Annotated in this window: 2 protein-coding genes; both read right to left on the bottom strand. The window is 72.7% G+C overall.

What is annotated here, in order from left to right:
* Positions 1-116: 116 nt before the first annotated feature.
* Positions 117-968 (bottom strand): metallophosphoesterase family protein, encoded by an 852-nt coding sequence (locus tag GA0070618_RS24405; protein ID WP_088983704.1) that lies wholly within the window; start codon positions 966-968, stop codon positions 117-119.
* Between the two features lie 157 nt (positions 969-1,125).
* A complete protein-coding gene (locus GA0070618_RS24400) occupies positions 1,126-15,189 on the bottom strand; it encodes a type I polyketide synthase (RefSeq protein ID WP_462358809.1) in 14,064 nt (4,687 codons plus the stop codon).
* Positions 15,190-15,197 lie beyond the last annotated feature (8 nt).

The raw sequence follows: 15,197 nt of genomic DNA, 5'->3' as shown, positions 1-15,197 counted from the left end.
GCCGCCCAACCCCTACGGACCCCTCATTCGGCTGTGGTCGGCGGGCCCTCGGTCGGGCCGGATAACAGCAGCCTGAGGGCGGTCGGAACCGTCCGCCCCCGCCTCTGCGGAGGCGGTCAGCCGAGGTGTCGGACGGGGGCCGGCAGCAGCGGTCGGAGCTGCCCCGGCGCGGTGGCCCGGCGACGCCACTCACGCGGGTAGCCGACCGACACCTCCTCGAAGCGCACCCCGTCGTACCAGGTGGTGCGGGGGATGTGCAGGTGGCCGTAGACGGCGACGCGGGCCTCGTAGCGCAGGTGCCAGTCCGCCGTGAGGTCGGTGCCGCACCACTGCGCGAACTCGGGGAACCGCAGGATGCGGGTCGGCTCACGGACCAGCGGGTAGTGGTTGACCAGGACGGTGGGCAGTCCGCCACGCTCCGTGTCGAGCCGCCGTTCGGTCTGGATGACCCGGGCCCGGCACCAGGCGTCCCGGCTCGGATACGGGTCCGGGTGCAGCAGGATCTCGTCGGTGCAGACCACGCCGGTCTCGTGCGCCAGGGCCAGCGCCTGTTCCCGGGTGTACGTCCCCGGGGGCCGCCACGTGTAGTCGTACCCGACGAAGAGCGGGGCGATCAGGACGGGATCGCCGTCGGGATCCCACACCGGGTACGGATCCTCCGGGGTGACCACGCCGAGCCGGCGACAGATCTCGACCAGGTGCCGGTAGCGCGCCTCACCGCGCAATTGCACGACGTCGTCCCGGGGCGTCCACAGTTCGTGGTTGCCCGGCGCCCAGATCACCTTGGCGAAACGCTCGCTGAGCAGACCGAGCGCCCACTCGACGTCGGCGACGAACTCGCCGACGTCACCGGCGACGATCAGCCAGTCCCCGGCGTTGCCGGGGCGCAGGCCCTCGACGATCGCACGGTTCTCCGCGTACACGACGTGCAGGTCGCTGATCGCGAGCAGTTGGCGGACGTAGGTCACCCGGAACCTCCCGTACCTCCGGGCACCCGCGTGCACCCCACCGTCCGTCCCACGTACCGGCCGGGGACGACCACCTGACGGGCTCCGACCCTACGGAGCCCGTCAGGTGGTGGCACACCCCTAGATGAGCAGGGCGCACCCCTAGGGTGGCTGGCGGTCACTGTTTGCCGAACTCCCGCTGGATGATGTCGAAGATGTCGTCCTCCGTGGCGCTGGTCAGGTCCTCGGCCACGTCGACCGGGTCCCCGGCGGATGCCGGATCGGCGGCCGGCGGAGCCGCGCCGCCCCGCCACCGGGCGACGAGTTCCTCCAGCCGGCGGGTGACCTCCGCGTCGTCGCGGCGGTCCCCGGGGACCGCGCGCAGCACCTGGTCGAGCCGATCGATCTCGGCGACGACCGGGCTGGCCGCCCCGTGCGGCAGCAACTCGGCGCGCAGGTGCGCGGCGAGCGTCGCCGGCGTCGGGTGGTCGAAGACCAGGGTGGTCGGCAGGGTCAGGCCGGTCTCGGCGGTGAGCCGGTTGCGCAGCTCGACGGCGGTGAGCGAGTCGAAGCCGAGTTCCAGGAAGCCGCGTCCGGCCCGGATCGCGGCCGGGGTGCGGTGCCCCAGGACGGTGGCCGCGGTGCCGCGGACCAGGTCGAGCAGGATGCGCTCCCGCTCGGCGTCCCCGGCTGCGGCGAGCCGGTCCCGCAGCGCCTGCGGTGCCCCGGCGTCCGCCGCCGGCGTCTCGGGCTGGCCGGCGGTGCCGGCCGCTTCCGGGATGCCGTCGAGCAGGGGGCTGGGACGCAGCGCGGTGAAGGACGCGGCGAACCGGTCCCACGCCACGTCGGCGACCACCACCGAGACGTCGTCCCGGTCCAGGGCACCCTGCAACGCGGTCACCGCCAGCTCCGGAGCCATCGCCGGCAGACCACGCCGGGCCAACTGCTCCTGCTGCTCGCCGTGCGCCATGCCGGCACCGGCCCACGGCCCCCAGGCCACGGCGGTGCCGGCGAGACCCCGGGCGCGTCGCCGCGCGACCAGCCCGTCGAGGTACGCGTTGGCCGCCGCGTAGCCGGCCTGCCCCGCCGAACCCCACACCCCGGCGATGGACGAGAACACCACGAACGCGTCCAACCCGTCCGGCAGCAGCTCGTCGAGGTGGGCCGCACCGTCGACCTTGGCCCGGAGCACGTCGGACAGCTCCTCGGCGGTCATCTCGGCGAGCGGGACGGACTGCGCCGCCCCCGCCGCGTGCACGACGGCCCGCACCGGATCGCCCTGATCCGTCAGGTCGTCGAGCAGCGCCGCGACCTGGGCCCGGTCGGCCACGTCACAGGCCGCCACGGTCACCCGCGCACCCGACGCCCGCAACCGCTCCGCCAACTCCACCGCACCGGACGCCCGCTCACCGCGACGACTCGTCAACACCACGTGGCCGGCACCCGCGCCGACCGCCCACTCGGCGACCCGCGAACCGAGCGCCCCCGTACCGCCGGTGACCAGCACCGTCCCCGACAGCCGGAAGGACCGACGCACCGGATCACCCGAAGCCCGCACCAACCGCCGGGCGAACACCCCCGACGACCTCACCGCAACCTGATCCTCGGTGCCGGCCCCCACCATCGCGCAGAACCGGCGGACCGCCCGCTCGTCCACCACCTGCGGCAGATCCACCAAGCCACCCCACCGACGCGGCTCCTCCAACGCCGCCACCCGGCCGAAGCCCCACACCGCAGCCCCGACCTCGTCCACCGGACCGTCGGACGCCCCCAGCGACACGGCACCCCGGGTCAACCACCACACCCGGCCTCCGACACCGGCGGCACCCAACGCCTGCACCACCGCCAGCGCCTCGCCCACGCCGCCGCCCGTGAGCGACAGCAGCGACACCACTCCGGTGACCTCGCCGACGTCGCGGAGGGCCTTCGCCACCAGTTCCCGGTCGTCGGCCGGGCCGTCGAACGGCACCGGGCGGACCTCCGCGCCGGCTGCGGTCAGCCCGTCGGTCACGGCCGCGAGCAGCGCGCCGTCCAGGCCGAGGTACGGCACCAGCAGCAGCCACGTGCCGGACAGCGCCGGCTCGGCATCCGGTACGGCGGTCCAGTCGATCCGGTAACGCCAGGAGTCGGCGGTGGATCGGTGCTGCCCCTCCCGCCGCCACTGGGCCAGTCTCGGCAACAGGGCACTCAACGGCTCATCCGCGTCGAGCCGGAACTCCTCCCCCAGCCCGGCCAGGTCCTCCTGCTCCACCGCCGCCCAGAACCGCTCGTCGCTCACCGCAGCGGAGACGGCGGCGGGAACAGTCGTGGCGGGCGGGGTGTCGTGCAGCCAGTACCGCTGCCGCTGGAAGGCGTAGGTGGGCAGGTCGACGGTGCGGGGCCGCTGACCGGCCTGAGTGAACCAACCCGTCCAGTCCACCGCAGTACCCGTCACGTGCAACCGAGCCAGAGCCGTGACCAGCGCAATCGCCTCCGACTGGTCCCGCCGCAACACCGGAACCAGGTGCACCGCCCGGTCGGTCGGCGTGTCAGCCGCCATCGCCGTCAACGTCGCATCCGGCCCCACCTCCAGCACCGTGGCCACACCCAGACCGTGCAACGTCGCGATGCCGTCGCCGAACCGGACCGCCTCACGCACATGCCGCACCCAATAGTCCGGGCTTGCGATCTCCCCCGGATCCGCGACCTGGCCGGTCAGGTTCGACACGATCGGCACCCTCGGCGCAGACCAGTCCAGACCCGCGATGGCAGCCCGGAACCCGTCGAGCATCGGCTCCATCAACCGCGAGTGGAACGCATGACTCACCGAGAGGCGCTTCGCCCGCCAACCCCGGGCCGCACACTCCTGCGCCACCCGATCCAACTCGGCCACCGGACCGGACAGCACGACGGACGCCGGACCGTTCACCGCCGCCACGTCGACACCCTCGCCGGCCAGCTCGCGGACCTCAACCTCCGGGGCACCGACCGCCAACATGCCACCACCGGACGGCAACGCCTGCATCAACGAACCCCGCGCCGCCACCAGAGCACACGCATCCTCCAGCGACAACACCCCCGACACGAACGCCGCCGTCACCTCACCAATCGAATGACCCGCCACGAAGTCCGCCGTCACACCCCACGACGACAGCAACTCAAACAGCGCCACCTCCACCGCGAACAAACCCGCCTGCGTGAACACCGTCTGATCCAGCAGACCCGCCAACTCGCTGCCCGACTCGGCGAACACCACCTCCCGCAACGGACGGTCCAACCGACCCTCGAACAGGGCACACACCCGATCGAACGCATCCGCGAACACCGGAAACGCCCCGTACAACTCCCGACCCATCCCCGGCCGCTGCGCACCCTGACCCGGGAACACCAACGCCCGACGACCCGACACCACCTCACCGGACACCAACCCAGGCACAGAAGAGCCCTCGGCCAGGGCAGCCAACCCAGCAAACAGGTCCCCGCCGGACGCACCCAGCACCACCGCCCGGTGCTCCAACGCTGCCCGGGCGGTGGCCAGCGACCAACCGACGTCGGCCGGCGACTGGTCCTGGTCGCGACGGAGGCGGTCAGCGAGGCGGTCGGCCTGCTTGGCCAGGGCGTCGGTGGAACGCGCCGACACCAACCACGGTACGAGCGGCAGTCCGTCGGCCACCGGCCCGGTCTCCACCGGCACCGGTTCCGGCTGTTCGAGGATGACGTGGGCGTTGGTGCCGGAGATCCCGAACGACGACACCGCCGCCCGACGCGGCCGACCCACCACCGGCCACGCACGAGCCTCGGTCACCAACTCCACCGCACCCGCCGACCAGTCCACCCTCGACGACGGCACATCCACATGCAGAGACGCCGGCACCACACCATGCCGCATCGCCAACACCGACTTGATGATGCCCGCCACACCAGCCGCCGCCTGCGTATGACCAACGTTCGACTTCACCGAACCGAGCAGCAACGGACGACCCTCCGGCCGACCCTGACCGTACGTCGCCAACAACGCCTGCGCCTCGATCGGATCACCCAACGTCGTACCCGTACCGTGCGCCTCCACCACATCCACGTCGGCGGTCGACAACCGGGCATTCGCCAGAGCCTGACGGATCACCCGCTGCTGCGACGGACCATTCGGCGCCGTCAAACCATTCGACGCACCATCCTGGTTCACCGCCGTACCCCGCACCACCGCGAGAATCCGACGACCGTCCCGCCGTGCGTCGGAGAGCCGCTGCACCAGCAGCACACCCACACCCTCCGACCAGCCCGTCCCGTCGGCGCCTTCGGCGAACGACTTGCAGCGCCCGTCCGGGGCGAGGCCGCCCTGCCGGGAGAACTCCACGAACGTGGCGGGCGAAGCCATGACCGTGACGCCACCGGCGAGGGCCAGGTCGCACTCCCCCGACCGCAACGACTGCGCCGCCAGGTGCAACGCCACCAACGACGACGAGCACGCCGTGTCCACGGTGACCGCCGGCCCCTCGAACCCGAACGAGTACGCCACCCGCCCCGACAGCACGCTGGTCGCGTTGCCGGTGAGAAGGTGTCCGCCGACCTCCTGGTCACGGCCCATCGCGGTCGAGGCGTACCCCTGGAAGCTGGCGCCCGCGAAGACGCCGACCCGTTCGCCCTTCAGGCGGGACGGGTCCACTCCGGCCGACTCGATCGCCTCCCAGGAGACCTCCAGCAGCAGTCGCTGCTGCGGGTCCATGGCCAGGGCCTCACGGGGCGAGATGCCGAAGAAGTCCGCGTCGAACGCGCCCGCGTCGTAGACGAAGCCGCCCTGGCGGGGGAAGGAGGTGTCGGTGAGCCTACCGTCGAGGAAGCTGTCCCAGCCCCGGTCGAGCGGGAAGTCGGAGATGCCGTCCCGGCCGGCGGTCAGCAGTTCCCAGAGCTGGTCGGTGGTGTCGACGCCGCCGGGCAGGCGGCAGCCCATGCCGACGATGACGATCGGGTCGTCGTCGACCGCGACGGGCCGGTTCTCCACCGCCGCCTCAGCCGGCGTCCCGGTCAGTTCGGCAGCGAGGTGGGTCGCCAGGGCCAGCGGCGTCGGATGGTCGAAGACCAGGGTGCTGGGCAGGGCGAGGCCGGTCTCCGCAGTGAGTCGGTTGCGCAGTTCGACTGCGGTGAGCGAGTCGAAGCCCTGACGTTGGAACGCCCGATCGGCCGGTACGGCGTCCGACGCCGCGTGCCCGAGCACGGCGGCAGCCTGGGCCCGGACCAGGTCGAGCAGGTACGCGTCCCGCTCGACGCTCGTCATACCGGCGAGCCGACGGCCGAGTCGCGTGCCGTCACCGGTGTCTGCGTCGGCGTCGGTCGGCGCGGGTCGCGCCTCGGGGATCTCGTCGAGCAGGGGGCTGGGACGCAGCGCGGTGAAGGACGCGGCGAACCGGTCCCACGCCACGTCGGCGACCACCACCGAGACGTCGTCCCGGTCCAGGGCACCCTGCAACGCGGTCACCGCCAGCTCCGGAGCCATCGCCGGCAGACCACGCCGGGCCAACTGCTCCTGCGCCTCGCCCTGCACGGCCATGCCGCCACCGGCCCAGGGTCCCCACGCCACGGCGGTGCCGACGGCCCCCCGGTCACGGCGGCGCGTGACGAGCGCGTCCACGAAGGCGTTTGCCGCCGCGTAGCCGGCCTGCCCCGCCGAACCCCACACCCCGGCGATGGACGAGAACACCACGAACGCGTCCAACCCGTCCGGCAGCAGCTCGTCGAGGTGGGCCGCACCGTCGACCTTGGCCCGGAGCACGTCGGCCAGTTCGTCCTGGCTGAGTTCAGGGAGGGGGGTGAACTGGGGGGCTCCGGCGGTGTGCACGACGGCGCGGACGGAGTCGCCCTGCTCGGTCAAGTCGTCGAGCAGCGCCGCGACCTGGGCCCGGTCGGCCACGTCACACGCCGCCACGGTCACCCGCACACCCGACGCCCGCAACCGCTCCGCCAACTCCACCGCACCGGACGCCCGCTCACCGCGACGGCTGGTCAGCACCACATGACCGGCACCCGCGCCGACCGCCCACTCGGCGACCCGCGAACCGAGCGCCCCCGTACCGCCGGTGACCAGCACCGTCCCCGACAGCCGGAAGGACCGACGCGCCGGATCACCCGAAGCCCGCACCAACCGCCGGGCGAACACCCCCGACGACCGCACCGCGACCTGATCCTCGGCACCGGCCCCCACCATCGCGCAGAACCGGCGGACCGCCCGCTCGTCCACCACCTGCGGCAGATCCACCAAGCCACCCCACCGGCGCGGCTCCTCCAACGCCGCCACCCGACCGAGGCCCCACACGGCAGCTCCGGCCGGATCCATGAGCTCGTCGGCCTTGCCCACCGACACCGCGCCCCGGGTCACCCACCACACCCGGCCGCCTGTCCCGCAGTCGCCCAACGCCTGAACCACCGACAGCGCCTCACCGACACCCGCACCCGCGAGCGACAGCAACGACACCACTCCCGCGAGGTCGCCCGGGTCGGCCACGGCGGCGCGTAGCCGCTCGGCCACGTCGTCGCGGCTCAGGGCCGCCGGGTCGAGCCGTATCGTCCGGACCTCGGCACCGTGCGCGGCAAGACCCTCGGCCACCGGGTGGTCGGCCTGCGTCGACGGCGCCAGCACCAACCAGGTCCCGGTCAGATCCGCCTTCGGTACGGAAGCCGCCGGCCGCCATTCGACGCGGTAACGCCAGGAGTCGGCGGTGGAACGCTGCTGCCCCTCCCGCCGCCACCGGGCCAGCTTCGGCAGCAGCGCACTCAACGGCTCATCCGCGTCGAGCCGGAACTCCTCGCCCAGCCCGACCAGGTCCTCCTGCTCCACCGCCGCCCAGAACCGCTCGTCGACGTCACCGCCCCGCCGGGATGCCATGCCCCCGGTGGCGGTCACGTCCGGCCAGTACCAGGTGCGCTGGAAGGCGTAGGTGGGCAGGTCGATCGTGCGGGGCCGCTGCCCGCTCTGGGTGAACCAGCCCGTCCAGTCCACCGCGGTGCCCGTCACGTGCAGCCGGGCCAGAGCGGTGACCAGCGCGGTCGTCTCCGGCAGGTCCCGCCGCAACGCGGGGATCAGGTGCACCGTCCGGTCGGTCGGGGTGTCGGCTGCCATCGCCGTCAACGTCGCATCCGGCCCCACCTCCAGGACCGTGCTGACACCCAGCCCGTACAGCGTGGTCACCCCGTCGGCGAACCGCACCGCCTCCCGGACGTGCCGTACCCAGTACTCCGGCCCTGCGATCTCGGACGGATCCGCCACCGCCCCGGTCAGGTTCGACACGATCGGCACCCGTGGCGCAGACCAGTCCAGGCCGACGATGGCGGCACGGAACCCGTCGAGCATGGGTTCCATCCACCGCGAGTGGAACGCGTGGCTCACCGGCAACCGCTTGGCCCGCCAACCCCGCCCGGCGCACAGCTCCGCCACCCAATCCAGGTCGGCGGCCGGCCCGGACAGCACCACCGACGCCGGACCGTTCACCGCCGCCACGTCGACACCGTCACCTGCGACAGCCCGGACCTCGGCCTCGGTGGCACCGACCGCCAGCATCCCCCCACCGGAGGGAAGCGCCTGCATCAGCGAACCCCGCGCCGCCACCAGCGCACAGGCGTCCTCCAGTGACAGCACCCCGGACACGTACGCGGCGGTCACCTCACCGATCGAATGACCCGCCACGACGTCAGCCGTGACACCCCACGAGGTCAGCAGCTCGAACAGCGCCACCTCCAGCGCGAACAGACCCGCCTGGGTGTACGCCGTCTGATCCAACAAACCCGCAAGATCAGATCCCGGATCGGCGAACACCACGTCCCGCAACGGGTGGGCGAGCCGGCCCTCGAACAGGGCACACACCCGGTCGAACGTCTCCGCGAACACCGGGAACCGGTCGTGCAGCTCCCGCCCCATACCGGGCCGCTGCGCACCCTGACCGGCGAACACCAGCGCCCGACGGCCCGACACCACCGCGTCGGTCACCACGCCGGGAGCCGACCCGCCCTCGGCCAGGACGGTCAGCGCCGCCACCAGCTCATCGCCGTCGGCCCCCAGCACCACCGCCCGGTGCTCCAACGCCGCCCGCGTCGTCGCCGACGACCAGCCCACATCGATCGGCGACAGCCCCGGGTGGTCCTGGGCGAAGCCGGCCAGCCGACCCGCCTGCCCGGCCAGCGCCTCCGCCGAGCGCGCCGACACCAACCACGGCACCACCGGAAGCTCGCCAGTTACTGGTCCGGCCTCTGCCGACGTCACGGCCGGCTCCGACACCGGTTCGGTTTCCGGCTGTTCGAGGATGACGTGGGCGTTGGTGCCGGAGATCCCGAACGACGACACCGCCGCCCGACGCGGCCGACCCACCACCGGCCACGCACGAGCCTCGGTCACCAACTCCACCGCACCCGCCGACCAGTCCACCCTCGACGACGGCACATCCACATGCAGAGACGCCGGCACCACACCATGCCGCATCGCCAACACCGACTTGATGATGCCCGCCACACCAGCCGCCGCCTGCGTATGACCAACGTTCGACTTCACCGAACCGAGCAGCAACGGACGACCCTCCGGCCGACCCTGACCGTACGTCGCCAACAACGCCTGCGCCTCGATCGGATCACCCAACGTCGTACCCGTACCGTGCGCCTCCACCACATCCACGTCGGCGGTCGACAACCGGGCATTCGCCAGAGCCTGCCGGATCACCCGCTGCTGCGACGGACCATTCGGCGCGGTCAACCCGTTCGACGCACCATCCTGGTTCACCGCCGTACCCCGCACCATGGCAAGCACGCGGTGGCCGTTGCGGCGGGCGTCGGAGAGCCGCTCCACGAGGAGCACACCCACACCCTCGCCCCAGCCCGTGCCGTCCGCCGAGTCCGCGAACGACCGGCACCGTCCGTCGGCGGAGAGCCCCCGCTGCCGGGAGAACTCCACGAAGGCACCGGGGGTGGACATCACGGTCACGCCACCGGCGAGGGCCAGGTCGCACTCCCCCGACCGCAACGACTGCACGGCCAGGTGCAACGCCACCAACGACGACGAACACGCCGTGTCCACGGTGACCGCCGGCCCCTCGAACCCGAACGAGTACGCCACCCGCCCCGACAGCACGCTGGCGGACGCGCCGGTTGCGCCGTACCCGGCGAGGTCTTCGCCGCCGTACCGGATGAGGTTGTCGAAGTCCTGCCCGTTCGTGCCGGCGAAGACGCCGACCCGGCTGCCCCGCAGGGAGAGCGGATCGATCCGGGCGTCCTCGATCGCCGCCCAGGAGACCTCCAGCAGCAGCCGCTGCTGCGGGTCCATGGCCAGGGCCTCACGGGGCGAGATGCCGAAGAAGTCCGCGTCGAACGCGCCCGCGTCGTCCAGGAACGCACCCTGCGACACGTACGACTCCCCGTACAGCGTGGCCAGATCCCAGTGCCGGTTCGTGGGGAAGTCGGACATCGTGTCGACCCCGTCGGCGAGCAGCCGCCAGAACTCCTCCGGGGATGCGGCACCGGCGGGGAACCGGCAGCCCAGGCCGACGATGACGATCGGGTCGTCGTCGACGGGGCGTACCGCCGGGTGGGCCGTCTCGGGCCGGTCCTGCCCGCCGAGCAGTTCGGTACGGACGTGGGCCGCGAGGGCGGTGGGGTTGGGGTGGTCGAAGGCGAGGGTGGCGGGCAGGGTGAGGCCGGTCGCGACGTCGAGCCGGTTACGCAGCTCGACGGCGGTGAGGGAGGTGAAGCCGAGATCCCGGAACGCGCGTCCGGCCGGCACCTGGTCGGCACTGCCGTGACCGAGCACGGCCGCCACCTCGGCACGCACCAGGTCACGCAGGGCGTCGAGTTGTTCGGTTTCGGAGAGCCCGGCGAGGCGGTGCCGCAGGGCGCTGCCACCGGCGGCCCGGTCGGCGGTGGCGGCATCGGTGACCTGCGGTGTGGTCAGCAGGTCCCGGGTCAGCGGATCAAGTCGACCTCCGACGGCGCCCGCCGCCACCCGGTTCCAGTCGACGTCCGCGATCACCAGGTGGGTCTCGTCGTGGTCGAGGGCCCGGGTGAGCGTGCGGACGGCCAGAGCGGGGTCCATCGCCGCGATGCCGTTGCGGACCATCCGGCGTTCGAAGTCACCGGCGCTGACCCCGCCGTCGGCCCAGAGGCCCCAGCCGACGGAGGTGGCGGGCAGTCCCTCGGCGCGGCGGCGTCGGGCGAGGGCGTCGAGCCAGGCGTTGCCGGGGGCGTAGTTGGCCTGCCCGGGGCCGCCCAACGTGCCGGCCAGCGAGGAGAACAGGACGAACGCCGACAGCTCATGCTCACGGGTCAGCTCGTCGAGGTTACGGGCGGCGTCGACCTTGGCGCGCAGGGCGGTCGCCATCTGCGTGACGGTGAGGGCGTCGACCAGGGTGTCGTCGAGCACCGCCGCGGTGTGGACGACGGTGGTGAGCGGCAGATCGGCGGGAACGGTGGAGAGCAGGTCACGCAGCGCGTCCCGGTCGGCCACGTCGCAGGCCGCGACGGTGACCCTGGCGCCCAGCGCGGTCAGCTCCTCAGCCAGGGACGCGGCACCGGGGGCTTCCGGGCCACGCCGACTGACGAGCAGGAGGTGGTCGACGCCGGCCGCCGCGAGGGCACGGGCGACGTGCCCGCCCAGCGCACCCGTACCGCCGGTGACGAGCGCCGTGCCGCGCGGGGTCCAACGGCGCTTGGGCTCGCCCGGCGGGCCGGCGTGGACCAGTCGTCGGGCGTACGCGCCGGTGGCGCGGAGGGCGAGCTGCTCCTCGACGCGCTCACCGTCGAGCAGCCGGCGCAGCAGCCGTACGCCACGCGCGTCCGCCGTCTCGGGCAGGTCGACGAGGCCACCCCAGCGGTGCGGGTGCTCGGCGCGCAGCACGCCGCCGAAGCCCCAGAGCGCCGCCTGGTCGGGGTCGACGAGATCGTCGCGGGGGTCGACGGCGACCGCGCCCCGGGTGGCGATCCAGAGGCGGGCGGCGACCCCGGCGTCCCCGAGGGCCTGGGCGAGGGTGACCGTGGTGGCGAGACCGGCCGGCACGGAGGCCGAGTCGGGGTGCGTTCCGGACGCGAGGCCGAGCAGCGAGAGGACGGTACCGGGCTGCCCTTCGGCGTACGCCTCGGTCAGTTCCCGGGCGAGGCGCTCCCGGTCGGTTCCGGCGGCCACCGGCAGCACCCGTACGCCGGACGCGGTGAGCGCCGTCGCCCATTCCCCGGCGGTTCCGTCTGAGTCGGCGGGCACGAGCAGGAGAAGACCGCCGACCTCCTGGCGGGTGCTGTCGGGGAGCGGTTGCCAGCTGACCCGGTACTGCCAGGAATCGAGGGTCGCCTCGGTCTCCTGGCGGCGTCGCCACGCCGAGAGGGCGGGGAGTACGGCACCGAGCGGGGCCTCCGGGTCGACGGCGAGAGTGGCGGCGAGCGTTTCGACGTCCTGGTTCTCGATGACCTGCCAGAACGCCTCGTCGCTCGGGGCGTCGACACCACCGTCGGTGTCACGGGGCCGGGCCTTCGCGTTGAGCCAGTAGCGCCGGTGGTGGAAGGCGTAGGTGGGCAGGTCGACGGTGCGCGGCTGCTGCCCGCCCTGGGTGAACCAGCCCGTCCAGTCCACCGCAGTACCCGTCACGTGCAACCGGGCCAGGGCCCCGACCAGCGCAGTCGTCTCCGACTGGTCCCGCCGCAGCGCCGGGATCAGGTGCACCGTCCGGTCGGTCGGGGTGTCGGCCGCCATCGCCGTCAGGACCGCATCCGGCCCGACCTCCAGGACCGTGGCCACCCCCAGACCGTGCAACGTCGCGATGCCGTCGCCGAACCGGACCGCCTCACGCACATGCCGCACCCAATAGTCCGGGCTTGCGATCTCCCCCGGATCCGCGACCTTTCCGGTCAGGTTCGACACGATCGGAATCCGGGGCGCGGACCACGTCAACCCGGTGAGAACCGCCCGGAACCCGTCCAGCATCGGCTCCATCAGCCGTGAGTGGAACGCGTGACTCACCGAGAGGCGCTTCGCCCGCCAACCCCGGGCGGCACACTCCTGCGCCACCCGGTCGAGGTCGGCCACCGGGCCGGACAGCACGACGGACGCCGGGCCGTTCACCGCCGCCACGTCGACACCGTCACCGGCCGCCTCACGGACCTCGGCCTCCGGGGCACCGACCGCCAACATGCCACCACCGGAGGGAAGCGCCTGCATCAGCGAACCCCGCGCCGCCACCAGGACACACGCGTCCTCCAGCGACAACACCCCCGACACGTACGCCGCCGTCACCTCACCGATCGAATGACCCGCCACGAAGTCCGCCGTCACACCCCACGACGACAGCAACTCGACCAGCGCCACCTCAACAGCGAACAGACCCGCCTGCGTAAACACCGTCTGATCCAGCAGACCCGCCAACTCGGAGCCCGACTCGGCGAACACCACCTCCCGCAACGGGTGTGCGAGCCGGTCCACGAACAGGGCACACACCCGATCGAACGCATCCGCGAACACCGGAAACGCCCCGTACAACTCCCGACCCATCCCCGGCCGCTGCGCACCCTGACCCGGGAACACCAACGCCCGACGACCCGACACCACCTCACCGGACACCAGCCCAGGCACAGAAGAGCCCTCGGCCAGGGCAGCCAACCCGGCAACCAGGTCCCCATCGGACGCGCCGAGCACCACCGCCCGGTGCTCCAACGCCGCCCGCGTCGTGACCAGGGACCAGCCCACCTCGACCGGCGACAACCCGGCCTGCTCCCGGACGAATTCCGTCAGCCGGCCCGCCTGCCCGGCCAGGGCCTCCGCCGACCGCGCCGACACCAACCACGGCACCACCGGAAGATCCACACCGGTCGACGTCTGCGCCGGGTCGGCCTCCGCCTCGGCCTGCTCCACGATCACGTGCGCGTTGGTGCCGGAGATACCGAACGACGACACCGCCGCCCGACGCGGCCGATCCACCACCGGCCACGCACGAGCCTCGGTCGCCAACTCCACCGCACCCGCCGACCAGTCCACCTTCGACGACGGCGCATCCACGTGCAGGGTGGGCGGGACGATGCCGTGCCGCATCGCCAGCACCATCTTGATCACACCCGCCACACCGGCAGCGGCCTGGGTGTGCCCGAGGTTCGACTTGACCGACCCCAACAGCAGCGGCTCGTGCCCCTCGCGGCCCTGTCCGTACGTGGCCAGCAAAGCCTGCGCCTCGATCGGATCTCCCAGGGTCGTACCGGTACCGTGCGCCTCCACCACGTCCACGTCGGCAGGGGTGAGACGAGCACTCGTCAACGCCTGGCGGATCACCCGCTGCTGCGACGGACCATTCGGCGCGGTCAACCCGTTCGACGCACCATCCTGGTTCACCGCCGTACCCCGCACCACGGCAAGCACGCGGTGGCCGTTGCGGCGGGCGTCGGAGAGCCGCTCCACGAGGAGCATCCCGACCCCCTCGGACCAGCCGGTCCCGTCGGCGCCGTCGGCGAAGGACTTGCACCGCCCGTCCGGGGCGAGTCCGCGCTGCCGGCTGAAGTCGACGAACGTCTCCAGCGTGGTCATCACGGTGACACCGCCGGCCAGTGCGAGGGTGCACTCACCGGACCGCAGGGACTGCACCGCCAGGTGCAACGCCACCAGCGAGGACGAGCAGGCGGTGTCGACGGTGAGCGCCGGCCCCTCGAACCCGAAGGTGTAGGCCACCCGGCCGGAGAGCACGCTGCTGGCGGTGCCACCGCCGATGAAGCCGTCCAGCGTCTCCGGGACCTCGTCGAGCCCGGCGGCGTAGTTGTGGTACATCATGCCGGCGAAGACGCCAACGCGGCTGCCGCGCAGGGAGAGCGGGTCGATCCGGGCGTCCTCGATCGCCTCCCAGGAGGCCTCCAGCATGAGCCGCTGCTGCGGGTCCATGGCGAGCGCCTCGTACGGGGAGATCTTGAACAGCTCCGGGTCGAAGTCCCCGGCGTCGTGCAGGAACCCGCCCTCCCGGGCGTACGTGCTGCCCCGCCGTTCCCCGGTCGGATCGTACGCCCGCTCGGTGTCCCAACCCCGGTCGACGGGGAAGCCGGTGACGCCGTCGGTGGCGGTGGCGACCAGGTCCCACAGCTGCTCGGGCGACCGGACCCCGCCCGGGTAGCGGCAGCTCATCCCGACGATCGCGATGGGCTCGTGGTTCCTGGCGTCGACGGCCTTCAGGCGTTCGCTGGTCTCGTGGAGATCGGCGGTGACGCGCTTGAGGTACTCACGGAGCTTGGCTTCGTTGGCCATCGGGGATTCACCTGTCGCGTTGGTCGGCAAGCGGGGCG

The organism is Micromonospora echinospora, assembly GCF_900091495.1.
GTDB classification, from domain to species: domain Bacteria; phylum Actinomycetota; class Actinomycetes; order Mycobacteriales; family Micromonosporaceae; genus Micromonospora; species Micromonospora echinospora.
The sequence above is the reverse complement of the archived record's forward strand: the minus strand, read 5'-3'. Positions and strand labels throughout refer to the sequence as shown.